Source organism: uncultured Kordia sp. (assembly GCF_947489565.1).
GTDB lineage: Bacteria > Bacteroidota > Bacteroidia > Flavobacteriales > Flavobacteriaceae > Kordia.
Map to the genome: position 1 here is coordinate 437648 of NZ_CANLEA010000002.1, position 23036 is coordinate 460683.

The 23036-nt window shown below is 34.1% G+C and carries 24 protein-coding genes; 17 read left to right on the forward strand and 7 right to left on the reverse strand.

Annotated features, from left to right (window positions below):
* Positions 1-2 precede the first annotated feature (2 nt).
* The 7 genes from Q0845_RS04600 to Q0845_RS04630 all read left to right on the forward strand — a co-directional run bounded on the left by Q0845_RS04600 (position 3) and on the right by Q0845_RS04630 (position 6650).
* A complete protein-coding gene (locus tag Q0845_RS04600) occupies positions 3-536 on the forward strand; it encodes a hypothetical protein (RefSeq protein ID WP_298509830.1) in 534 nt (177 codons plus the stop codon).
* A 48-nt stretch (positions 537-584) separates the two neighbouring features.
* On the forward strand, positions 585-1094 hold the full coding sequence (locus Q0845_RS04605) for a GNAT family N-acetyltransferase (RefSeq protein ID WP_298509833.1): 510 nt from the start codon (positions 585-587) through the stop codon (positions 1092-1094).
* Complete coding sequence (locus Q0845_RS04610; protein WP_298509836.1) at positions 1091-2422, forward strand: MATE family efflux transporter; 1332 nt, start codon at positions 1091-1093, stop codon at positions 2420-2422. Before Q0845_RS04605 ends, Q0845_RS04610 begins: the two co-directional genes overlap by 4 nt.
* Positions 2423-2817: 395 nt before the next feature.
* Positions 2818-3585 (forward strand): enoyl-CoA hydratase/isomerase family protein, encoded by a 768-nt coding sequence (locus Q0845_RS04615; protein ID WP_298509840.1) that lies wholly within the window; start codon positions 2818-2820, stop codon positions 3583-3585.
* A gap of 387 nt (positions 3586-3972) precedes the next feature.
* Entirely contained in the window at positions 3973-5154 is a 1182-nt protein-coding gene (locus Q0845_RS04620; protein WP_298509843.1) for a hypothetical protein, read from the forward strand.
* 172 nt (positions 5155-5326) lie between these two features.
* Entirely contained in the window at positions 5327-5776 is a 450-nt protein-coding gene (locus tag Q0845_RS04625) for a 6-carboxytetrahydropterin synthase (RefSeq protein WP_298509846.1), read from the forward strand.
* 109 nt (positions 5777-5885) lie between these two features.
* Positions 5886-6650 (forward strand): UDP-2,3-diacylglucosamine diphosphatase, encoded by a 765-nt coding sequence (locus tag Q0845_RS04630; RefSeq protein ID WP_298509848.1) that lies wholly within the window; start codon positions 5886-5888, stop codon positions 6648-6650.
* A 316-nt stretch (positions 6651-6966) separates the two neighbouring features.
* On the opposite strand, the gene Q0845_RS04635 is transcribed toward Q0845_RS04630, so the two are convergent.
* On the reverse strand, positions 6967-7323 hold the full coding sequence (locus tag Q0845_RS04635) for a DUF6686 family protein (protein ID WP_298509850.1): 357 nt from the start codon (positions 7321-7323) through the stop codon (positions 6967-6969).
* Between the two features lie 114 nt (positions 7324-7437).
* Between Q0845_RS04635 and Q0845_RS04640 the strand changes: the two genes are divergently transcribed.
* Positions 7438-8772 carry a sulfatase-like hydrolase/transferase gene (locus Q0845_RS04640; protein ID WP_298509853.1) on the forward strand — a complete coding sequence of 445 codons (1335 nt, stop codon included), beginning with the start codon at positions 7438-7440 and terminating at the stop codon, positions 8770-8772.
* Between the two features lie 10 nt (positions 8773-8782).
* Here Q0845_RS04640 and Q0845_RS04645 read toward each other — a convergent pair whose 3' ends face one another.
* The 6 genes from Q0845_RS04645 to Q0845_RS04670 all read right to left on the reverse strand — a co-directional run bounded on the left by Q0845_RS04645 (position 8783) and on the right by Q0845_RS04670 (position 15629).
* Complete coding sequence (locus tag Q0845_RS04645; protein ID WP_298509856.1) at positions 8783-10057, reverse strand: MFS transporter; 1275 nt, start codon at positions 10055-10057, stop codon at positions 8783-8785.
* A gap of 7 nt (positions 10058-10064) precedes the next feature.
* The gene (locus tag Q0845_RS04650; RefSeq protein ID WP_298509859.1) at positions 10065-11171 is read right to left on the reverse strand and encodes an OmpA family protein; all 1107 of its coding nucleotides are present in this window, start codon (positions 11169-11171) and stop codon (positions 10065-10067) included.
* 452 nt (positions 11172-11623) lie between these two features.
* On the reverse strand, positions 11624-13312 hold the full coding sequence (recJ, locus tag Q0845_RS04655) for a single-stranded-DNA-specific exonuclease RecJ (protein ID WP_298509862.1): 1689 nt from the start codon (positions 13310-13312) through the stop codon (positions 11624-11626).
* 505 nt (positions 13313-13817) lie between these two features.
* Positions 13818-14117, reverse strand: a complete 300-nt coding sequence (locus Q0845_RS04660; protein WP_298509865.1) for a GIY-YIG nuclease family protein — start codon at positions 14115-14117, stop codon at positions 13818-13820.
* A gap of 256 nt (positions 14118-14373) precedes the next feature.
* Positions 14374-15114, reverse strand: coding sequence for a protein phosphatase 2C domain-containing protein (locus Q0845_RS04665; protein WP_298509868.1), 741 nt, complete (start codon positions 15112-15114; stop codon positions 14374-14376).
* A gap of 92 nt (positions 15115-15206) precedes the next feature.
* Complete coding sequence (locus Q0845_RS04670; protein WP_298509871.1) at positions 15207-15629, reverse strand: OsmC family protein; 423 nt, start codon at positions 15627-15629, stop codon at positions 15207-15209.
* 112 nt (positions 15630-15741) lie between these two features.
* On the opposite strand from Q0845_RS04670, the gene Q0845_RS04675 reads away from it, so the two are divergent.
* The 9 genes from Q0845_RS04675 to Q0845_RS04715 all read left to right on the forward strand — a co-directional run bounded on the left by Q0845_RS04675 (position 15742) and on the right by Q0845_RS04715 (position 22571).
* Entirely contained in the window at positions 15742-16332 is a 591-nt protein-coding gene (locus Q0845_RS04675; RefSeq protein ID WP_046755002.1) for a carboxymuconolactone decarboxylase family protein, read from the forward strand.
* A 3-nt stretch (positions 16333-16335) separates the two neighbouring features.
* The gene (locus Q0845_RS04680) at positions 16336-16842 is read left to right on the forward strand and encodes a hypothetical protein (protein WP_298509877.1); all 507 of its coding nucleotides are present in this window, start codon (positions 16336-16338) and stop codon (positions 16840-16842) included.
* A gap of 207 nt (positions 16843-17049) precedes the next feature.
* Positions 17050-17463, forward strand: coding sequence for a response regulator (locus Q0845_RS04685; RefSeq protein ID WP_298509879.1), 414 nt, complete (start codon positions 17050-17052; stop codon positions 17461-17463).
* 79 nt (positions 17464-17542) lie between these two features.
* Positions 17543-18085 (forward strand): heme NO-binding domain-containing protein, encoded by a 543-nt coding sequence (locus Q0845_RS04690; protein WP_298509882.1) that lies wholly within the window; start codon positions 17543-17545, stop codon positions 18083-18085.
* Entirely contained in the window at positions 18082-19296 is a 1215-nt protein-coding gene (locus tag Q0845_RS04695) for an ATP-binding protein (RefSeq protein WP_298509886.1), read from the forward strand. The genes Q0845_RS04690 and Q0845_RS04695 overlap by 4 nt, the downstream gene beginning before the upstream one ends.
* A gap of 2 nt (positions 19297-19298) precedes the next feature.
* Entirely contained in the window at positions 19299-20438 is a 1140-nt protein-coding gene (locus Q0845_RS04700; RefSeq protein ID WP_298509889.1) for an FIST N-terminal domain-containing protein, read from the forward strand.
* Positions 20439-20489: 51 nt separating this feature from the next.
* Positions 20490-21539, forward strand: coding sequence for an ATP-binding protein (locus tag Q0845_RS04705; protein WP_298509892.1), 1050 nt, complete (start codon positions 20490-20492; stop codon positions 21537-21539).
* A gap of 3 nt (positions 21540-21542) precedes the next feature.
* The gene (locus Q0845_RS04710; RefSeq protein ID WP_298509894.1) at positions 21543-21860 is read left to right on the forward strand and encodes an Hpt domain-containing protein; all 318 of its coding nucleotides are present in this window, start codon (positions 21543-21545) and stop codon (positions 21858-21860) included.
* Positions 21861-21863: 3 nt separating this feature from the next.
* Positions 21864-22571: a LytTR family DNA-binding domain-containing protein gene (locus Q0845_RS04715; RefSeq protein WP_298509897.1), complete on the forward strand. Its 708-nt coding sequence runs from the start codon at positions 21864-21866 to the stop codon at positions 22569-22571.
* The last annotated feature ends 465 nt before the right edge of the window (positions 22572-23036 follow it).

Consider the following 23036-nt stretch of genomic DNA (forward strand, 5'->3'; position numbering starts at 1 on the left):
ATATGAAAAATACCATATACATAGTAATAGGAATTCTAGTCGTTTGTGGAATCGTATATAGTATCGTAAATCTAAAAAAGAACAAGAAGTCTTCAGAAACAACCACGAAAACAGAAGAAAGTCAAGAAATCAAGATAGAACAACCAACTGTGAATACCAATAATTCCGCTTTTTCGGAAAAACTGAATCAAACTAAAAAAGGATATCCATTTAAAGCATGGAGAGAAGCATTTTTTGAATATGAAATGGAACAATATTCAGAAGAAAACTGCAATGCTGCTAAAGCTATTTTTGACAACCTAATTGCTAAACTTATCACACTAGGTGAACATGGAAACGAAAAAGACAAAATAGCACTGTTTGAAAAAGCTGTGAATTCATTAAATACCTTAGATAATAGTGTTGAAGGTTTAATTGAAACTGGCGAAAGGGAAGATTTATGTGAATTAATTGACCAAATAACCATTGCTTCCGGATTGAACCCAGAAGACTATGCTGATGGAGAAGGAATTGCAGACCTTTGGAGAGAATGGTAAAAAAAGTCCTGCCTAATAAAAGATATTGGAAAAGAAATAAAAACACACATGAACGCACACATTCGCATAGCAACTTCTCAAGACATTGATGCTTTACTAAACATCACCAAAGCTTGTGCAAAACATATGACTGAAAAAGGAATTTTTCAATGGAATGAAAACTATCCAAATCGGGAAGCATTTGCGCATGATATCACTCGAAATGAACTCTATGTTTTGCTAGAAGCCAACGAGATTATGGGTTGTGTTGTCATTTCTACCTTGATGGATGAAGAATATAAAACCGTAGATTGGATTACGCCAAATGGTGCCAATATTTACATTCATCGATTAGCGGTTCATCCAAAAGCACAAGGAAAAGGCTACGCGCAGTTTTTAATGCAATTTGCAGAAAACTACGCTATAGAAAATAATTATAGTTCTATAAGATTAGATACCTTTAGTAAGAACCCTAGAAACCAAAAGTTTTACGAACTTCGTGGCTATAAAAAATTGGAAGATATCTACTTTCCTAAGCAAAGTGTATATCCATTTCATTGTTACGAACGAATTCTTTGAAAACAAAAGTCACCACATCACTTGTTAATAAAATTGCCATTCCTGCCTTAATTGCTGGAGTTGCGGAACCTTTGCTATCCATTACTGATACCGCAGTTGTTGGAAACGTAGACATTGATGCTACCGAAGCCTTGGCCGCTGTCGGAATTGCAGGCGCATTCATTTCAATGCTGGTATGGGTTTTTGGACAAACGCGCAGTGCTATTTCAGCGCTAGTTTCACAATACTTAGGCGCCAACAAGTTAGACCAAATCAAAACCTTGCCTGCACAAGCTATCGGAATCATTCTTCTCATTAGTATTGTCGTTATTAGCATCAGTTATCCGTTTGCAGAATATATTCTTAGATTTTACAACGCAGAAGGCATGGTTCTAAACTACAGTAGTTCGTACTTTCAAATTCGCATCTTTGGTTTGCCGTTTACCTTACTTACGTTTGCCATTTTTGGCGTATTTAGAGGTTTGCAAAACACCTATATTCCTATGATCATTGCTATTTTAGGGACTTTACTAAATATTGGTTTAGATATCGTTTTGGTATACGGAATACAAGATTTAATTCCAGCCATGCATGTAGAAGGCGCTGCGTATGCAAGTATTGTAGCTCAGGTTTTTATGGCAATTTTATCAGTAATATTACTCTTGAAAAAAACACAAATTCCACTTCAGATTCGCCTTCCTTTGCATGAAGAATTGCCAAAAATGGCCATCATGATTCTGAATTTAATCATTAGAACCATTGCTTTAAATACCGCTTTATATTTTGGCACTGCATTTTCAACAAAATACGGTGCACACTACAGCGCCGCATATACCATTTTGCTCAATATTTGGTTATTTGGCGCATTCATTATCGATGGATATTCAAGTGCTGGAAACATCTTATCTGGAAAACTTTATGGAGAAAAAAACTATATCGAATTGGTAAAACTCAGCGAACGATTGATTCGCTATGCCATCATGGTTGGTGTCATCATGTTAATCATTGGCGGTATTTTATATTTTCCAATCGGTTGGGTTTTCACAAAACAAACCGCAGTTTTAGATGAATTCTACGCAGTTTTTTGGTTGGTATTAGCCATGCAACCTGTTTGTGCCATTGCATTTGTTTTTGATGGAATTTTTAAAGGATTGGCTAAAATGGCTGTTCTTAGAAACGTATTGCTAGTCTCAACTTTTGCTGTTTTTGTCCCTACTATTTTCTTGTTAGATTATTTCGATTTAAAACTATATGCGGTTTGGATTGCTTTTACTTTGTGGATGATTGCTCGTGGTTTCCCACTTGTGTACTTATTTAGAAAAGAATTTGTTCCGAAAACGAGAAGCTAGACTTGTTAGACTTACTTAGAATCGCTTTGCTGTTAGAAGCGGCTTTGCCTTTTAGACTTGTTTCAATTTCAGTTTCCCAAACGTCTGTTCGAGAATTTTATCGGAATAAAATGTATCGAGAATTACTTTCATATTAGACGTGTTTTGGGATTAGATTTTTTGAAATTTAAATTATTTCTCACTCATCTGTGATACTGAATCAAGTTCAGCATGACGTACTTTTCGTATTTTCTCAAACCGTCAGGTCGAGTGGTTTTTCATAATGAAATGAAGAAAAATTGTATCGAGATCTTCTTTTAAATACTGAGTTATTCTTAAGAACATCTCAATACGAATATCTAAATTCTCTCTACTAAAATTATCTTCCTATTTTTGCAACACAAAATCACAATATCATGACCACAACACGTAACAACGGAAGTTTATACACCAACATTCAAAATAATATCGCTACGATAGAATTTGGGCATCCTGCAAGCAATTCTTTTCCTGGCGAATTGTTAGATAGATTGACGAATGAATTGAAAAAATTGGCTGAAAACGATGCGGTAAGCGTGATTATTCTTAAAAGTGAAGGCAATCGTGCATTTTGTGCTGGCGCTTCTTTTGATGAACTCGTTGCAATTGATACTTTGGAAGCTGGAAAAACATTTTTTAGTGGTTTTGCTAATGTGATCAACGCAATGCGCACCTGTGGAAAACTGATTGTTGGTCGTGTACAAGGAAAAGCTGTCGGCGGAGGCGTTGGGTTAATTTCTGCATGTGATTATGCATTGGCAACCGAAGCAGCTTCTGTAAAACTCTCAGAATTAACCATTGGAATTGGTCCGTTTGTGATTGCACCAGCTGTACAAAATCGAATTGGAAAAGCTGGATTTTCAGAATTAAGTTTGGCGCCAAGCGAATGGAAAACGGCCTATTGGGCAAAAGAGAAAGGTTTGTTTGCTAAAGTCTTTGAAACTCAGCAAGAATTGGACAAAGAAGTTGAACTCTTTGCAGCAAAACTTGCTTCATACAATCCGGATGCGTTGGCTGGTATGAAAAAAATACTGTGGGAAGGCACTGAAAATTGGGATGAACTCTTAGCCGAACGCGCTGAACTTTCTGGAACATTGGTATTATCTGACTTTACTAAAAATGCATTGGCGAAATTTAAGAAGTAGATTTTTAGACACGCTTTGCTTTTGGATCGCTGACGCTTTTAGATCGGCTTCGCCTCTTAGATCGCTTCGCTCTTGGTATTTTGGCAAGCAAACTTTTGTATATAACTCCTTTTCAAATTAACCAATTACCAAATTGAATTAAACGCTCTTTGCTTTTAGATTTTTGGATGCATCTATTGTTATTAGTATATAATTATAGATTTACGTCATGCTAAACTTGATTCAGTAGCTCATCATTATATTACAATTACAAAACGTCTGTTCGAGCAATATTGAGGTCAAAATAAATATTGATTATTCATTTGTCATTCCTGCGTAGGCAGGAATCTAAAATATTCAAAATAAGGCACAAAATTTGCTGCTTTTTAGTAAACCAACAGTATTCCAATGAAGAAAATCATCCTATTCTGTATCGCTTCAATCATATTATTTTCCTGTTCTAAAAAAGAGCAGTATTATGGAACTTGGTATGTTTATGGTCATAATGGTTTAAATCCTGTGTATTTAAAGATAGATGCAGACAGCATTTATTTAAGTAAAGCTGGAAGTTATTGGAATTCTTTTCCAGTAAAAATTACAAATAACAGCCTACACTTTGCTGGACAAACTTTCTCTACTTCTATTTTCAAAGATTCCATAATTTTTAACGGCAATCGTTGTTTTAAGGAAACCATCTATTCGCCTTTAGAGATAAAATTACCCAATATTAAATCTGAAAGTGCCATTGAAATTCATCAAGATGCAAATATGTATTATATCTCCTATGGCAAAAAACCAAATACTAACGAATCTGCATTTTTACTAAACGATAAGTATGGTTCTTTTTCAGATATCAAACATTTTATTTCTTCTTCTACTTCTTGTAGCGGCGGAGAATATGATCCTCCTCATACATTATTTATATGTGATAAAAATACCTCTACAAGAGATTTAGAAAAGTTTTTCTTAGAATTGCAAAAAGTAGATTCCAGAACTTTATACACCGTAAATTCTATTGATTATAAAGTCTTTAAAGATTCCATAAAATCTATTTCTACTCAACAAGAACAAAAGCTTTCACTTATTTACAATGCAAATTACGATCAAAAAGTAAACGGCAAGTTATATCAACCAAGAATGCATAGTGGTCTTTTTTATTCACTAAACGACTTTACCTTCGAGGAAGAAGTATACGCGTTTCTGATTAAAAATGAATTTTATTATGAAAAAGAAAAATATACGTATGACGCCTTTTCTGATAAAATTGAAAAAGCCATTTCTCAACATAAAATATTGATTGTTCTTTTTGATTTAGAATCAGATTACAAACATTATTTACAATTTAATGATGCTGTCAATAGTGAATATATTCGAATACGAGAAAATGCTAGTAGAAAAACATACAACGTATCTTATAAAAAATTGAATAAGAAACAGCGTTTACATATAAATTCGTTGCATCCAAAAAAGGTGATTCAAAACATCTCAATTCCACATTTTCTGTCTTTTGAAGAAACTCCCATTGAAGATCTTGACTTTCCATTTAAAAATGTAAAAGAACAAATTCCAGAAGTGTATTTTCAGAATTAAAATTATACTTTTTTACAACAACAAACCTTCTAAATGAAAATATAGATAGATTCCTGCCTACGCAGGAATGACAAGCAAAGAATCATAAATCCAAAAAAACGAAGACCTAACACCTAAAAGCAAACAACAAATCCAATAAAAAACTATCTTTGCGCATTAATTGAAAATGAAAATGAGTAAAATTCGCATTACAAAGCAATTTAATTTTGAAACCGGTCATGCTTTATACGGCTATGACGGGAAATGTAAAAATGTACACGGACACAGTTATAAACTCTCTGTAACCGTGATTGGAACTCCTATTACAGACAATACGAATGTAAAATGGGGAATGGTGATTGATTTTAGCGATCTGAAAAAAATCGTAAAAGAAGAAGTAGTTGATGTATTTGACCATGCCATTGTATTCAACCAAAATACACCACATAAATCTTTAGCATTGACAATGCGTGGCGAAGGACACAATGTAATTTTGGCAGATTATCAACCAACAAGCGAAAATATGGTGATCGATTTTGCTGCGAAAATCAAAAATAGACTTCCTGATACTATCAAATTGTTTTCATTGCGCCTGCAAGAAACCGATTCGTCTTGTGCAGAATGGTTTGCGAGCGATAACTAGCGAAGCGCAGTACTCAACTTGATTGAGTACCTTTTTATATGAAAACGATACATTGCATAGAAAAAGATTCCCATCTTCATAGGAATACAAGAATTCTTATATTTACAACATGAACATTCCTGAAGGAAAAAAAATATACTTCTCCTCCGATAATCACTTAGGCGCACCAACTGCAGAAGCGAGCTTTCCGAGAGAGAAAAAATTTGTGGCTTGGCTGAATGAAATTGAGCATGATGCAGCCGCTATTTTTTTGTTGGGTGATTTATTTGATTTCTGGTTTGAATATAAAACCGTAGTTCCTAAAGGATTTGTGCGTGTGCTTGGAAAATTAGCCGATCTGAGTGATAAAGGCATTCCAATTTACTTTTTTGTAGGAAATCATGATTTGTGGATGCGTGATTATTTTGAGAAAGAATTGAACATTCCTGTATATCATAAACCACAAGAATTTACATTTAACGAAACTACTTTTTTTATTGGCCACGGTGACGGATTAGGTCCCGGAGACAAAGGGTATAAACGCATGAAAAAAGTATTTACCTTTCCTTTTTTCAAATGGTGTTTTCGTTGGCTACATCCTGATCTAGGCATGCGATTGGGACAATATATGTCGGTAAAAAATAAACTGATTTCTGGTGATGAAGATGCCAAGTTTTTAGGAGAAGAAAACGAATGGTTGGTACAATATTGCAAACGCAAACTAGAAACCAAACACTACAATTATTTTGTATTCGGACATCGTCATTTGCCTTTAGAAATTGACCTCAACGAGAAAAGTCGCTATGTAAATCTTGGCGATTGGATTCACTATTATACCTACGGAGAATTTGATGGGAAAACGCTTTCTTTGAAGAAATTTGAAGTAGATATTTAACATGTTCAATACGTCATTACGAGGAAGTATGACGAAGTAATCTGTTACTTAAGAAAAAGATAGTTTCACTTTGTTTATTATGACGTTTCTAATAAATCTAAAAGCGAAGTCATCTATCAAAAAATATTCGTGAATTTGTGGTAAAAATAGAGCCAAGATATTTAGATTAAAGACAATTTTTGAAGTAAAGTCTAAGTTTCAAAGTAAATCTCGATACAATTTTTCTACAAAAAATCACTCGATCTGACGGTTTGAGAATGTGAATAGAAATAATTTAAAATTCAACATTTAGCATTCAAAATAATAAAAGAAAGGTCTAATTACTACACACATCCTTCAAATAATGATCGAGTTTAATTTGAAACAACGTGCCTTCCATCAAATCGGAAATGGAATCTAATTCTTGTTCAGAAACTGCTAAATCTACATTTGCTGCTGGAGTTTTTAACAAAATAGAACGACAATTATTATTGGCTTTACATTCTGAACAACAACCACGAGAAACAGCTTGTTGTACTAACTTAGAAAAATTTTCTAGCTGCGATAATGTCAAATAAAAACCTGTATCTCTAAAAATAACTTGGTAGTGATCGTGTCTATTTTTAGCTAAATCTTGCTTCCATTGAAAAGCAATTCCAATATTATTGTGGTAAATACGTTGTATATCGCTCATGACTTTTAATTTGAAGTTTCAAATATACAATTATTTATAATTAGTCTAAATAAAATTTATATTAATATATAAACCATTTGGTAGATTTAAGGTCTTATATCCAAATCTTACTTTATGAACACTCCCAAAATCATTGTTATTGCTCTCTTTTCTTTACTTTTTTTTGCTTGTGGAAATGACGATACTATAACCTCAACTGTAGCAGAGGCTCCTACAGAAACTCCATCAGATCCTAGCTCAAGCAAACCCAATATTTTATTGATCATTGCAGATGATATGGGATTGGATGCAACACCTGGTTTTGATGTAGGCACCATAAAACCAAACATGCCTAATTTGCAAAACATGATCAATAGTGGTGTTCGATTTTCAAACTTATGGTCAAATCCGACATGTACACCTACCAGATCAAGTATTTTAACAGGAAAGTATGGTTTTAGAACCAATGTATTGAATGTTGGTGATGTATTGTCAACTTCAGAAACTTCATTGCAACAATTTTTAGCAGCAAATAGTCCCGAATATTCCAACGCCGTTATTGGAAAGTGGCACTTATCATCAAGTGCTTCACATCCTACAGCTATGGGAATTGATTATTATGCAGGTTTATTATCTGGTGGCGTACAATCGTATTGGAATTGGAATCTCACAGAGAATCAGCAAACTTCAAATTCTACCGAATACACGACCACAAAATTTACGGATTTAGCAATTGATTGGATTGCTGACCAATCTAATCCTTGGTTTTTATGGTTAGCCTATAATGCGCCACATACACCTTTTCATTTGCCACCAAATGAGTTGCATACTCAAGGAAACTTGCCTACAGATCAAGCAAGTATTGATGCCAATCCGATTCCGTATTATATGGCAATGTTAGAAGCTATGGATTCCGAAATTGGTCGATTGCTGAATTCTATGTCTGCTGAAGAAAGAGAAAATACTATTGTCATTTTTATTGGAGATAATGGCACTCCAAATGCAGTTGTGCAGCAATATATTTCGCAACGTGCCAAAGGAACGGTATATCAAGGTGGCGTCAATGTTCCTATGATTGTTTCTGGAAAAGATGTTGGCAGATTTAATACCGTTGAAGATGCACTCGTAAATACAACCGATTTGTTTGCAACCATAGCTGATATTGCTGGTTCTGGAACTTTCGAAATAAACGATAGCAAAAGCTTTAAAGAGTTACTTACAACTACAAATACTGATACACGCGATTATACGTATACAGAAATTAGTAGAGATAATGGATCAGATTATACGATTAGAAATGCTACACACAAGTATATTTTATTTTCAGATGGAGAAGAAGCGTTCTATAATTTAAGTGAAAATCCTTTTGAAAATCCTAATTTATTAAACGCAAATCAATTGCCATTAAGCGCTTCTGATAGTTCCATAAAAGATGAATTGGTGAATAGATTGAACGAAATACGCCAGTAATTATACCTATTTACATGTCTTTTGCGCCTTGATGCTCTTCTAAATCTTTTGTCAAATCTAGTTTACGGAAGGATGGAGAAACGAGTCCAGTCGTAACTACTGTAATTAAGGTCATGGTTCCACCAAATACTACGGCGGTTGCTGTTCCCATCAATTTTGCAGCTACACCACTTTCAAACGCGCCCAATTCATTAGACGAACCTACAAACATAGAGTTTACGGCAGCTACACGTCCACGCATTTCATCTGGTGTTTTGAGTTGTAAAATCGTTTGACGAATGACCATTGAAACGCCATCAGTGACACCACTAAAGAACAAGGCTACTAAGGATACCCAAAATATATTAGACAATCCGAAGATGATGATACAAATTCCAAATCCGAAGATGGCAACAAGTAGTTTCATTCCAGCGTTTTTAGTAATCGGAATATACGCAGTGACCAACATGGTTAATATAGCTCCAACGGAAGTTGCTGCGCTTAAAAAGCCATATCCAAGCGCGCCTACACCTAATATGTCTGTGGCAAAAATTGGCAATAATGCTACCGCACCTCCAAATAGTACCGCAATCATATCTAAAGTCAGCGCTCCTAACACAGATGGTTCGTTTCGTACAAAATTGATTCCTTCTTTTAGACTTTCCCAAACATCTTCTCCAATTTTTGGATTCATAATTGGCTTCTTCGGGATTAATGATAATAATCCAAAAGACAATACGACCATTCCAAATACAATGCATAAAGAATAATGAACTCCAATCCAATAAATCGTAAATCCTGCAAAAGTTTTCCCTAAAATACTTGCCATTTGCCAAGTAGAACTACTCCACGTTGCGGCATTTGGATAGATTTTTTTAGGAACAAGCAATGCTACTAGAGAGAAAATGGTTGGCCCAAAAAACGATCGTAAAAATCCGCCAAAAAATACTAAAATATAAATGCAGAACAATACGGTGTTTTGCGACCAATCGCCTATAACTTCTGGCCAAGTCAATAAAAATAATCCTAAGCTTATGATAGAGAAAAAAGCAATACAGGTTAGTAACAAATTTCGTTTTTCCCGCTGATCTACAATATGACCCGCCAATAATGCCATAGAAACTGCCGGAATTGCTTCTGCCAATCCGATATATGCCAATGACATAGGATCGCCTGTAATTTGATACACTTGCCATTCAATGACCATAAATTGCATAGACCAACCGAAGACCAAAAAGAAGCGTACTAATAAGAAGATGTTGAATTCTTTGAATCGTAAAGCTGCGTAAGGATCTAGTTTTTGCATGAATTGGTTATTCAGAATTCAACTTGAATTCTACTCGTCTGTTTTTCTTTCGTTGTGCAGCTGTATAATTTGGAACTACTGGTTTTGAACTTCCAAACCCAAACCATTTAATTCGTGATGCTTCCAATCCTTTAGAAATTAAATACTCTGAAACTGCTTTTGCACGATGTAAAGATAATTCTTTATTTCTTCTTACGCTGCCAATATTGTCTGTATGTCCATAGATTTCAATCGTAAGCAAAGGGCTTTTTTCCAAGTATGCATACAACTCGTCTAGCTCTTTTACCGAAGTTTCTACTAAAATTGCTTTGTCAAATTCAAACAGCACATCGTTAAACGTATAAATTTCATCCTCCTTTATAACAGTTTCAACTTTTAGTATTTCTGGTTGTTCTTCTGGCGGAAGCATTATTTCACTGTCTACAGATGCAATAGAAACATCATCAATATAATAATACGCAAACTCGTATTCTTGCGCACGTTGTATTTGTATTTTATTTGTTTTCCAATTCGAATTAAAATTCCCAATAGAAAAATAGTTTTCAAAACCTGATGCTGTATACGTAAAGGAAATTTTTGTCCAACCTAGTTTCTCACGATAGAAACGTTCACGATCAATTTCAACTTTACGAAACTTTTTATCGGTTGCCTTTTTAGGTTTAATTTGTTTCTCACAGTAGTTAGAATGATAACACTTAACCAACTTTTCTTCCGTAAATAAAATATCTAAATCGGTCGTGGCTTTCGTAGATTTTTCGGCCAAGCTCACATAAAACGTAACCGTGTATTCCTTTCCTTTTTCTAAAGTTTCTTTTAGAGTTCCTTGAACATATTCTCGATAATTTTTTTCTGTAAACACATAAATTCCTGCATGTGCAATTCCGGTTCTTGACTTTTGATATCCGTTGTAATGATTGTAATTTTTCTTTCCTTTATAATTAAAATAATCTGTAGAACCTTTACTAGGCGTACTCCAATCAGTCACGTTCTTGTCAAATTGTCCCATCGATCGTTCGCAATGCATACAGTCTTCAAAACTTGGGTTTAAGACTAAATTCTGCGAAAATAAAAATGAAGATGTTAGAAATATAAAAAGTTGAAAGGTTGTTTTCATTTCATAGAAACGGTTTTGTGCTGAACTTAGTATTTAAATATGAGTTTCATAAAAGTTTAATCGTATCATACAACTAACAAATACTCTTTAAAAATATTCGTGTATTCGTGGTTAAACACTCAATACTCAAAAGCCTTTTTATTGCACTTCTTTTGTCACGAATTCACAAATTAAATAGTATTTAATTATTTATAAATATATCCACAAACTATCTCTTATGCACAATTAAATCTTCGTTTCAAACGTCAGTTCGAGTGTTTTATCGAAATAAAATGGAGATAAAATGTATCAAGAACTACTTCGATGTAAAACGTGCTTCTTTTAATATTAGGATACTTTTGAAAGTTAAGTTATCAAAGTACATCTCGATACAAATTTGTTCTACAAATCCACTCGATGTGACGCTTAACAAATCAAATTCTATTTAAAAACATAAAATTTATGATTGAAAACTACCGAATATCTCGCAATCGTAATTGCAACGTCGTTTCTCCATTCCATGTATTTTCATCTACAGAATATACCGCATCAAATGGTTTTTTGTTTTGTACTTTAGATAGCTTATCGCCTAAATTGAAACCAATTCCATTGATTCTTGGTGATTTTCGTTGTACGGCACTCAGTTTTAAATGATCTTCATCGGCGCCAACACATTTTGCCCAACCTGTATCTTGCAATTGTGTACTCATAAAAATGGGACTCATGTTTTGCGGACCAAATGGCGCAAATTGTTTGAGAATTCGATAAAATCTTGGTGTTATTTCTTGAAGTGTGATCTCTTTATCAATCAAAATTTCGGGTGTGAGTAGATTTTTATCGATCGTATTTTTCACCACTTCTTCAAACGCATCTTTAAATGCTTGGTAATTTTCTTCTTTCAAGGTCAATCCTGCGGCATATTTGTGACCGCCAAACTGAATTAAGTGTTCTTTGCACTGTTCCAAGGCATTGTATACATCAAAACCTTTGACAGAGCGTGCAGAAGCTGCTAATTTTTCACCACTTTTGGTAAAAACCAACGTCGGACGATAATAGGTTTCTATCAAGCGTGAAGCCACAATTCCAATGACACCTTTGTGCCAATTTTCATCGTATACAACCGTGGTAGAGCGTTCTTGTTCTTCTAATTTTTCTATTTGTTGAAAAGCTTCTTTCGTAATTTCCTGATCAAGCGTGCGTCGTTCAGAATTAAAGGCTTCAATGGACGCTGCGTATTGTTTGGCAACTTCCAGATCGTTCTCGGTAAGCAATTCTACCGCGTGCAATCCGTGACTAATTCTTCCTGCCGCATTGATTCGCGGTGCAATCACAAAAACCACATCCGTAATCGTTAAACTATCTTTTTTTAGCTGATTGATAATCGCTTGGATACCTGCTCTCGGTTTGGAATTAATCACTTTCATTCCAAAATGTGCTAGTGTTCTATTTTCGCCAGTTACAGGAACAATATCGGCCGCAATTGCAGTGGCTACCAAATCTAAATATGGAAACAAGTCCGTCACTGTTTGCCCTCTTTTTGAACCTAATGCCTGGATCAACTTAAATCCAACTCCACAACCACACAATTCATCATACGGATAGGTACAATCATCTCGTTTCGGATCTAAAACTGCGACTGCTTTTGGCAATTCGCTTCCTGGTCGGTGATGATCACAAATCACAATATCAATTCCTTTTTCGGTGGCGTATGCTACTTTATCAATCGCTTTAATTCCGCAATCGAGCGTAATAATTAACGAAATATCATTATCAGAAGCATAGTCAATTCCTTGAAACGACACTCCATAACCTTCTTCATAACGATCTGGAATATACGTAGCTACATTTGGATAAATCGTCTTTAAATAGGAAGAAACCAATGCTACAGAAGTAGTTCCATCTACATCATAATCGCCATACACCAAAATATTTTCTTCATCAGCAATTGCTTTATCAATTCGCGCCACAGCGCTGTCCATATCTTTCATCAAAAACGGATCGTGAATCTGTTCAATAGTAGGGCGAAAGAAGTTTTTTGCCTCTTCAAAGGTTTCAATTCCTCTTTGCAATAAAAGTGTTGCGACAATTTCGTCTACTTGCAACACTTCCATAAGGTGTTTGATTTTATGTGTTTCTGGTTTTGGTTTTAATGTCCAACGCATGTTTGTTCTGTTTAGATTTTTACTTTTTTGTTTCGTTTCAAAATCTAATTTTATTCTTGGTTTGTTATTCTACTATTTTTCGTTTCAAAGTACTTCTCGATACAAATTTGTTGCGCAAATTCACTCGAAGTGACGTTCTTGTTTCTCTATAAATTCCAAACGTCTGATCGAGTGAAAACTCCCAAGAGTTTATGTATCGAGATCTACTGAGAAAATCACAATATACTTTTTCGCTTCAAAGTACTTCTCGATACAAATTTGTTGTAAAAATTCACTCGAAGTGACGTTTTTGTTTCTCTATAAATTCCAATCGTCTGATCGAGTGAAAACTCCCAAGAGTTTTTGTATCGAGATCTACTGAGAAAATCACAATATACTTTTTCGCTTCAAAATACTTCTCGATACAAATTTGTTGCACAAATTCACTCGAAGTGACGTTCTTGTTTCTCTATAAACTCCAAACGTCTGATCGAGTGAAAACTCCTAAGAGTTTTTGTATCGAGATCTACTCGTTTATTCTAAATTTCTTTTTGGCTAAATTAGGTAAAGCTTCATACGCATCATTAATTAAAGCTTCTTTTTTAGCGCGCGACCATTTTTTAATTTGTTTCTCAGTATCAATTGCCATGTTAATATCTGTAAAAGAAGCGTAAAAAACTAAAGACAATGGTCTACGTAAGTATGTGTAACAATTTTTATAGAATCCGCTTTGATGTTGTTCAAATCGTTGTTCAAGGTTTGAAGTAACTCCAGTATAATATGAGTTATCAGCGCATTTTAAGATGTATACATACGATTGTTTCATTTTCCTGATTTAGTTCTAGTTTCAGAGTACTTCTCGATACTATTTTTCTATGAAAAATCACTCGAAGTGACGTTTTCGTTTCTCTACAAACATTTGAATCCCAAAACGTCTGATCGAGTGGAATTCTGAAAGAATTTTGTATCGAGATCTACTACAGTATTCAAAATATACTTTTTGTTTTAAAATACTTCTCGATACAAATTTGTTACACAAATTCACTCGAAGTGACGATTGCTGATCCAACAAAAATCTAATTTTATTCTTGGTTTATTATTCTAATAATTGCCAGATCGTCCATGGGTTTCAACAATTTCTCTTTTTCTAAAAAAATCATTTTTCCTTGTAACATATCTTCATGATTGGTAGCATTTTGATCAATAGCCAAATAATCAATCATTTCTGTAGTTTCTTCGTAATCTGTACGTTGACCTAAGCGTTTAAACGTATAGATTCCATCTGTCATAATACTTACATCATCTACATTTTTTAAAGATAACTTCTGATCAAAATTCTCATACCAAGAAGTAAAATCTTCTTGTAAGTGATAAGCAAAATAATCAGGTTTATCTCCTTGTTCGTATTCCATAATCGTTTGGTTATAAACGATCAATCCATCTCCAACCGCAATAAGCTCGGCTTCTTTGGTGGCTTTGTCATATACGCACAATATGAGTGTACTTAACAATTCGGCTGTTTCAAGACTTAGATGGTTTTTAATGTATTTCAATTCTTTGTACAAGGTTTCCATTATTTTATGAAGGACATCTTTCAATGTCTTTTCCTGAAGTTTTAAAAACTCGGTATAAAATAATTCTTGACTAATTTTTCTAAGAATCTTTGAAATTATCGTAGATGCAAAATGACTTTCCGTTCCCATTGAACAGCCATCCATGACTGCAATAAGGACTTTACTTTCTCCAATTTTTGTAGAAACGAGAGCATCTTCACAATGATTTGTATGAAAATCTCCTTTTTTAATACTTGTATATATCTTCATTTGTGATCACTAATTCCTGATACAATTTTCTTCATCTTGAACGCATCAAAATGTGGTTTCTAAATAAAACTGAGGAAAATTATACTACGGAATTAAGAACTGTGAAAATACGTATTGGTTTCCACTTTTGCAAAACGACGAAACATTTCCATAACGCCGCAATACGTTTCTACCGATAAATCTACTGCACGTTGAATCTTTTTTTCGTTTAAATCTTTCCCGTAAAAGTGATAATCTAGCGTAACTGTATGATAGTATTTTGGATGTTCTTCTGTCAGTTCGCCAGCTACTTCCATTTTAAATTCATCCACAGTCACTTTCATTTTATTCATGATAGACACTACATCCAATCCTGAACAACCTGCTAATGAAGACAACATCATTGCTTTTGGACCTAATCCTTCATTATTTCCACCATTCGCTGGTGAAGTATCCATCAATACTGTTTGTCCCGTTGGATTATCGGATTCAAACAACATGTTTCCTTTCCATTGTGTCGTAATTTTATGTCCCATATTTGAAGTTCGTTTTGTTTATAATTGCTTAAATTCGCATGAAATACAAAAAATAGTTTTTCACGCAAAGTGAATTCAAAAATACAAGTAATAAATTTAAAAATATACGATTATGCCATTAGTAACTCCATTGAATCCAGATCATGATTTGGAAACCAAAGAATTAGCCGAATTTTTTAACGAAACGCTAGGATTTTGTCCAAATTCTGTTTTGACTATGCAACGCAGACCCGCCATTTCAAAAGCATTTATCAACCTAAATAAAGCTGTTATGGCAAATGAAGGTCGTGTAACTTCTGCTTTAAAGCGAATGATTGCTTGGGTAAGTAGTAATGCAACAGGTTGTCGCTATTGTCAAGCACACGCTATTAGAGCTGCAGAACGTTACGGAGCAGAACAAGAACAATTAGATAATATTTGGGAATATAAAACACATCCAGCATTTTCAGATGCTGAACGTGCTGCACTTGATTTTTCATTGGCAGCTTCTATCATTCCTAATGCAGTGAATGAAGACATTAAAACTGAATTATACAAACACTGGAACGAAGGTGAAATTGTAGAAATGTTAGGTGTTATTTCATTATTCGGATATTTAAACCGTTGGAATGATAGTATGGGAACTTCTATTGAAGAAGGCGCTGTAGAAAGTGGAAATCAATACTTAGGAAAACACGGTTGGGAAAAAGGAAAACACGTGTAAAATATGCAAGAAGCACAAAATAAATGTCCTCATTGCGGAGCTGAAGTAGCACAAGTAGCTATTATTTGTGAAGACTGTAAATTTCCAATCGCTGGAACAGAAAAAGAAAAAGCCATTTTTATTGGACGGCAAACGCTCAATATATCAAAAGTAGCAAGTGCGGAAGAAGTAGTGTCCAGAACACAAATTATACTTTATATCGTAGCTGGTTTTAAAGTTTTAAGTGCTTTTTTAGTCTACACAAATTTCAGGAGTACGTCAGATACCATATTTTATCTGGTTATTGCGCTAATTTTGGGTGTATTTGGCTATTTATTACCCAAAAAACCTATCGTTTTTATTCTTGCTTCGCTGGCCGTTATTTTGGGCTATTACTTATTGTTATATCTAGTAAATCCAATATTAGTATTTAGCGGAATTACTTGGAAATTTATCACTGTTGGTCTGCTTCTTTATGCATTATACACAGTGATGGAAAGTAATAAATTAAAGAAAAAATACAATTTATAAGCATATAAAACCCTTATTGTAAGTCAGTAAGGGTTTTTTATTTGCAGAATAATGACAGGTTTTCGCGAAAAATCGCTCATTTCAAAAAATCTTCATCTACACTTTTTTGCATTTCGTCTACACTTATTCTTCGTTAGACTGCATTCACGTTTTAATGATTTTTTATGAACTAAAATTGTACTCATAATTGCTCATACAATAAAAGAAATGAAAAATTCATTAAACGTATTATTAATCGAAGACAACATGATCGAAATCATGAAGATGAATCGTACGGTTTCATTGCTAAAAGCCAAACATGAAATAACAGAAGCGAAAAATGCAGAAGAAGCGCTGGCAATTTTAGAAACGAAACAAAATCTACCTGATATCATTTTACTCGATTTAAACATGCCAAAAATTAATGGCATAGAGTTTTTATCAATTTTAAAAAATGATCCTGATTTACGACATATTCCCACAGTGATTTTGACAACATCTGACAATAGAAAAGATATTTTAGAATGTTACCGAATCGGAATTTCTGGCTATATCTTAAAACCATTAAAATACGAAGAGTATGTTTCTAAAATAGAAATCGCACTTTCCTATTGGTCTATCAACGAATTGAAAAGTGCATAAACACACTATAAACCCCCAAAATCCCTAAGAACTCGTAAATAATCCCAAAGTATTTAAGTGAACTTAACCTAACTGTGCTATGAAAGGAATCATCTTTACAGAATTTTTAGATTTAGTAGAAGACAAGTTTGGATTGGAAATGGTAGATACCATTGTTTCACAATCAAAATTAGAATCTGAAGGTGCGTATACTGCAATAGGAACGTATCGTTTTTCAGAAATGCTTCAATTGCTACAAAACTTAAGTAGCCATACTAAAATCTCTATTGATGATTTACTACTTACCTATGCAGAACATTTTTTTAGCGTTATTGAAAGCAGTTATCCCGGACTGCTAGCAACATATAACGATCCTATTGAAATGTTAGCTTCTATCGAAAATCATATTCATGTAGAAGTCCGCAAAATATACCCTGACGCTGAATTGCCCACGTTTGTTGTTCAAGAAAAAACAGCAAACTCATTGACTATGATCTATAAATCGAGCAGAGCTATGCATCATTTTGGATTGGGTTTAATGAACAAAACCTTTGAACACTTCAATAGTTCTGCCGAAATTATGCTAGAAAAGATAAAAGAAGACGGAACTGAAGTAAAGTTTATCATTAAGAAAAATGAATGAGTCAGGAAAAAATAGACATATTACAACGCGCGCTCAAAAGAGAAAAAGCTGCAAGAAAAGCCGCAGAAAAAATTCTGGAAGATAAATCGAAGGAATTATATGTTTTATCAGAAGAGCTTAAAGTTTCTAATGCAAAATTAGAAGCTTCTGTCAATGAAAAATCCTCACAGCTCGAAGGCGTTTTTAAAAATATTAATGATGCGTATGTAGTCATAGATATTACAGGAAATGTAATAAAAATGAACAATGTTGCTATTGACTTTTTTGGGTACGATATTGCACAAGAAAATTTCAATATCGTTCGACTTATCTATTTTAAAGATGCTGAATACGCTTTTACATCCTTCAAAACACTGCTCAAAGAAGGTGCTTTTGCCAATTATACGGCGCGAATCATTACCAAGCAAAAAGAAATAAAATGGGTTCAAATAAATGCCTCTTTAATTTATGATGAAAATGAAAAACCCATTGCTGCGCAAGGTATTGTGAGAGATATTACAGCACTGAAAAATTTAGAAAATCAAAAAGAAAAAATCCTCAAAGAACTCGAAAAAAGCAACAACGAGTTATACGAATATGCACATATAGTTTCCCACGATCTAAAATCGCCATTGCGCAGTATTGACGCCTTGATTTCTTGGATAAAAATGGACAATGAAGGAAAGCTGGACGAGCCAACGCTACAAAATCTTACACTCATTGAAGGTACTTTGGAAACGATGGAAAAACTCATTTCAAACATCTTGGAATATTCGAGTGCAGGCTCCGAAATTAATGAAACAAAATATGTATATTTAGACCAAATAATGGACGATGTAAGTCGTTTGTTATTCGTTCCTGAGCATATTTCTATCAAGGTGCTGAAAAAACTGCCTGTTGTTAAAGGCGATTCTACCAAGTTTCAGCAATTATTTCAAAACTTAGTGAGCAATGCAATAAAGTTTAACAATAAAGATCAAGGAATTATTGAAATTGATTTTGTAGAAGAACCTTCTTTTTATCAATTTTCCGTGAGTGATAACGGAATTGGTATTGAAAAAAAGTTTCACGACCGCATTTTCAAAATCTTTCATTCTTTAAATAAAAGCAAAGAATCTACAGGTATCGGATTATCAATCGTAAAAAAAATTGTCGATTTGTATGAAGGTACTATCTGGCTCGAAAGTGAGCCTGGAGAAGGCACAACGTTCTTCTTTACGATTAAAAAATAAAAATGAAAACAGTACAACTTAAAAAAACAAAGACTTCCGATTGGGAATATCTGAGTGAAAATCGCACGCTGAAAAATCCGCTTGTATTGGTTTTTGGAAACAGATATATGTTAGAAGATAAAGGCATTTATGAAGAAGTGAAAGCGCTTTTTAATGATGGCGAATTTGTCTTTGGTTCTACATCTGGAGATATTACATCGCAATATGTAGATGATGAAAGTATTACGATTACGGCTATTGAATTTGAGAAGAGTCAATTTAGCATTAAAACGGTAAATGTGCTAACGGATGATGCCAAAATTGATAGTTATGAAACGGGAAAAAAACTTATTGAGCAATTTCCAGCCGAAGGACTAAAGCATGTATTTATTGTTTCGGAAGGTAGCTTTATCAATGGAAGTCAATTGACCATGGGAATGAATGCTGCTACCGAAGAAAATGTTTTAATTACAGGTGCTTTGTGTGGCGATGCAGCACGATTTGAAAAAACGGTTGCCTCATACAACGAAATTCCAAAATCGGGAGAAATCGTCGCTATTGGATTGTACGGAGAAACACTTGATGTGAGTTTTGCCATCAATGGTGGTTGGACGCCTTTTGGACCTGAACGTATTGTGACAAAGTCGGAAGCGAATGTGCTGTATGAATTGGATCATAAACCTGCTTTGGACTTATATAAGAAGTATTTAGGTGAAAAATCGAAAGAATTGCCTGCGGCAGCTTTGTTGTATCCGCTCAAGGTAAAATCGACCAATGAAAAACAATCTATAGTTCGTACCATTTTAAATATTAACGAAGCTGAAAACTCTATGATTTTGGCAGGTGATATTCTCGAAAATTCACGTGTACAGTTAATGATGACCAATGTTGATAATATTGTCAATGCTTCAGAAAAAGCAGCCGTACAAGCATTAGAATTACGAAAAAAAGCTCCTGAATTAGCCATTTTGGTAAGTTGTATTGGACGAAAATTAGTATTGGATCAACGTGTCGAAGAAGAAATAGAAGAAGTGACTGAAGTAGTTGGCGAAAATACCACAATTTGTGGCTTGTATTCTTATGGTGAAATTGCGCCTTTTAGCGATGAAAAAACCTGTCAATTACACAATCAAACCATGACCATTACGCTCATAAGCGAATAGTTTATATAAAAAGCTCATTATAACGTATTTTAAATCTCAAGTATTGAGTACATGAATTCATTATTAAAAAGACAACTTAGAAAATATATAAGTGCTGAATTGCAGGCACATCCTGAAATGGAGCGTTTCTTGGATGCTATAAATCGTTCGTACAATACTTCCGATGAGCAGTTTGCCATGTTACAACGTGCTACGGCGATTAGCTCGGAAGAACTCTTTGAAGCCAATCAGCAACTTAAAAAAGAATCGGATGCACAAAAAGAAGTGATCAAAAAGCTTCAAAATGTGATTGACACCTTAAATGTACACGAATTTCCTCAGGACGAAAAGCAAGACAATGTTGCCTTAGATTCTATGCAATTAGTTGATGTCATTGACAATCAAACCAAAGAAATTTTAAAAATAAACGAACAACGCGATAAATTGGTAAAGAGTTTAGAGCGTCAAAATCAAGAACTCAACGATTATACGCATTTGGTTTCGCACGATTTAAAATCTCCACTGCAAAGCATTGATGCATTGACGTATTGGCTTCAGGAAGATTATGAAAGTGTATTGAATGATGATGGAAAAAATACCATTACCCTTATTCGTGACAATGTAGAAAAAATGGACACTTTAGTAAAAGGAATTTTAAGATATTCCTCTATTGGTCATGTTGAAAAAGATTTTTATAAAGTAGACACCTATGAGGTGCTTCAAAAAGTAATCCCTTTTATGGAAGTACCTGAGCATATTACGATCTCAATTCCAGAAAAATTACCAACAGTTACGGGCGATCATTTTCGACTCGGAGAATTGTTTCGAAACCTGCTTAGAAATGCGATCAAATTTAATGATAAACCAAAAGGAGAAATTACAATTGGTTATACCGATAAAAATAATTTCTGGGAATTTTATGTGAAGGATAATGGAAAGGGAATTGAAGAAAAATACTTTGACAAAATATTTGTGGCCTTTCAAAAGCTTCAAAATGATTACAAATCTACGGGAATAGGACTTTCAATTGTAAAAAAAATCATCGATCTTTATCAAGGTGACGTCTGGATTGAATCCACACCAAACCTAGGAACAACATTTTATTTTACCTTAAGAAAATAAAAAATGGAACAACCCAACTTAACCTATATAGAACAATTAGCGCGCGGTGATGAAAACATCCGAAAGACGCTTATTGATGTTATTAAAACTGAATTTCCAGAAGAAAAAATAGCCTACTACGATAGTTTAACTCAAAAAGACTACAAAAAAATTGAAGAAAACGTGCACAAAATTAAGCACAAAATTAGTATTTTGGGACTTGAAAAAAGTTATGAACTCGCAAATACTTACGAGCATAATCTTCGTGAAAAAAACATGGATGGCGTAACTGATTTTGAAGAAATTTTAAACACGATTACGGCGTATATAAAAACTATTTAAGGCATGAGATGTATTATTATTGATGATGAAAGACTGGCTAGAACGATTATAAAAACCTTGTGTGATGAAATAGATTCATTGCAAGTGGTTGGAGAATTTCCAAATGCGATGCAAGCCATTAAATATTTGAATGAAAATGAAGTAGACCTTATCTTTTTGGACATTCATATGCCCGATTTTACAGGATTTGATTTTGTAAAAACACTCAAAAACCCACCGAGTATTGTACTAACAACGTCTGATCCGAAGTTTGCTATTGAAGCATTTCAGTACGAATGCATTGTAGATTATTTGCTAAAACCTATAGAATCTGCTCGTTTTAAAAAAGCGGTCGAAAAAGCAAAAAAACATCAGTTACTCGCTGAAAAAACGGAGGAAAATACGGCTGAAACGAAGCGTGAAAATGATTTTTATATCAATATTGATCGTCGTTTGATAAAGATTGACATTCCAAGTATTTATTTGGTAGAAGCGAAAGGCGATTATATTCATATTAAAACGGAAGATAAAAACTATACGGTACATTCTACTTTAAAGAAAATTGAGGAAAAATTACCTGATACCTTGTTCCTGAAAATTCACCGTTCATATATTATCAATTTGAAGAAAATCATTGATATTGAAGACAATAGTGTGTTAATTAAGAAAGATGTGATTCCTGTAAGTCGTTCTAAGCGTCCGGAATTGATGAAGCGATTGGATTTACTTTGATGTTAGATCGCTGACGCTTTTAGACCGCTTACGCTGTTAGATGTTAGACCGCTTCGCTTTTAGACTTGTTCTTTTGTTGTGTTAAATGTTAAGTGCTGAATTTTAAATTGTTCTCACTCTTGGGCGATTACTGTTGTCCTTTTTTTAACCACGAATTCACGAATGTTTACTCTTGTGTCATTCCGCATTTATTGCGGAATCCACTTTGAAGTACTCACAGAATTTTCTATTTGAAACCACATTATTCTATTTGAAACTTCTCAATACTTTTAAAGCTTGTTTGGCGGCACGAGTTCGGAAACTTGCGCGTTTAGACTTGTTCTTTTGTTATATTAAATGTTAAGTGTTGAATTTTAAATTGTTCTCACTCTTGTGTTTTACTCTTATTCTTTTTTTAACCACGAATTCACGAATGTTTACTCTTGTGTCATTCCGCATTTATTGCGGAATCCACTTTGAAGTACT

What these genes read in the sequence shown, in the direction of transcription:
- Q0845_RS04600 (WP_298509830.1), top strand. Translation starts at nt 3, where the DNA reads ATGAAAAATACCATATACATAGTAATAGGAATTCTAGTCGTTTGTGGA.
- Q0845_RS04675 (WP_046755002.1), top strand. Translation starts at nt 15,742, where the DNA reads ATGCCATTAGTAACTCCATTGAATCCAGATCATGATTTGGAAACCAAA.
- Q0845_RS04690 (WP_298509882.1), top strand. Translation starts at nt 17,543, where the DNA reads ATGAAAGGAATCATCTTTACAGAATTTTTAGATTTAGTAGAAGACAAG.
- Q0845_RS04685 (WP_298509879.1), top strand. Translation starts at nt 17,050, where the DNA reads ATGAAAAATTCATTAAACGTATTATTAATCGAAGACAACATGATCGAA.
- Q0845_RS04635 (WP_298509850.1), bottom strand. Translation starts at nt 7,323, where the DNA reads ATGAGCGATATACAACGTATTTACCACAATAATATTGGAATTGCTTTT.
- Q0845_RS04620 (WP_298509843.1), top strand. Translation starts at nt 3,973, where the DNA reads ATGAAGAAAATCATCCTATTCTGTATCGCTTCAATCATATTATTTTCC.
- Q0845_RS04665 (WP_298509868.1), bottom strand. Translation starts at nt 15,114, where the DNA reads ATGAAGATATATACAAGTATTAAAAAAGGAGATTTTCATACAAATCAT.
- Q0845_RS04605 (WP_298509833.1), top strand. Translation starts at nt 585, where the DNA reads ATGAACGCACACATTCGCATAGCAACTTCTCAAGACATTGATGCTTTA.
- Q0845_RS04615 (WP_298509840.1), top strand. Translation starts at nt 2,818, where the DNA reads ATGACCACAACACGTAACAACGGAAGTTTATACACCAACATTCAAAAT.
- Q0845_RS04680 (WP_298509877.1), top strand. Translation starts at nt 16,336, where the DNA reads ATGCAAGAAGCACAAAATAAATGTCCTCATTGCGGAGCTGAAGTAGCA.
- Q0845_RS04705 (WP_298509892.1), top strand. Translation starts at nt 20,490, where the DNA reads ATGAATTCATTATTAAAAAGACAACTTAGAAAATATATAAGTGCTGAA.
- Q0845_RS04640 (WP_298509853.1), top strand. Translation starts at nt 7,438, where the DNA reads ATGAACACTCCCAAAATCATTGTTATTGCTCTCTTTTCTTTACTTTTT.
- Q0845_RS04700 (WP_298509889.1), top strand. Translation starts at nt 19,299, where the DNA reads ATGAAAACAGTACAACTTAAAAAAACAAAGACTTCCGATTGGGAATAT.
- Q0845_RS04625 (WP_298509846.1), top strand. Translation starts at nt 5,327, where the DNA reads ATGAGTAAAATTCGCATTACAAAGCAATTTAATTTTGAAACCGGTCAT.
- Q0845_RS04660 (WP_298509865.1), bottom strand. Translation starts at nt 14,117, where the DNA reads ATGAAACAATCGTATGTATACATCTTAAAATGCGCTGATAACTCATAT.
- Q0845_RS04670 (WP_298509871.1), bottom strand. Translation starts at nt 15,629, where the DNA reads ATGGGACATAAAATTACGACACAATGGAAAGGAAACATGTTGTTTGAA.
- Q0845_RS04695 (WP_298509886.1), top strand. Translation starts at nt 18,082, where the DNA reads ATGAGTCAGGAAAAAATAGACATATTACAACGCGCGCTCAAAAGAGAA.
- Q0845_RS04630 (WP_298509848.1), top strand. Translation starts at nt 5,886, where the DNA reads ATGAACATTCCTGAAGGAAAAAAAATATACTTCTCCTCCGATAATCAC.
- Q0845_RS04645 (WP_298509856.1), bottom strand. Translation starts at nt 10,057, where the DNA reads ATGCAAAAACTAGATCCTTACGCAGCTTTACGATTCAAAGAATTCAAC.
- recJ (WP_298509862.1), bottom strand. Translation starts at nt 13,312, where the DNA reads ATGCGTTGGACATTAAAACCAAAACCAGAAACACATAAAATCAAACAC.
- Q0845_RS04710 (WP_298509894.1), top strand. Translation starts at nt 21,543, where the DNA reads ATGGAACAACCCAACTTAACCTATATAGAACAATTAGCGCGCGGTGAT.
- Q0845_RS04650 (WP_298509859.1), bottom strand. Translation starts at nt 11,171, where the DNA reads ATGAAAACAACCTTTCAACTTTTTATATTTCTAACATCTTCATTTTTA.
- Q0845_RS04715 (WP_298509897.1), top strand. Translation starts at nt 21,864, where the DNA reads ATGAGATGTATTATTATTGATGATGAAAGACTGGCTAGAACGATTATA.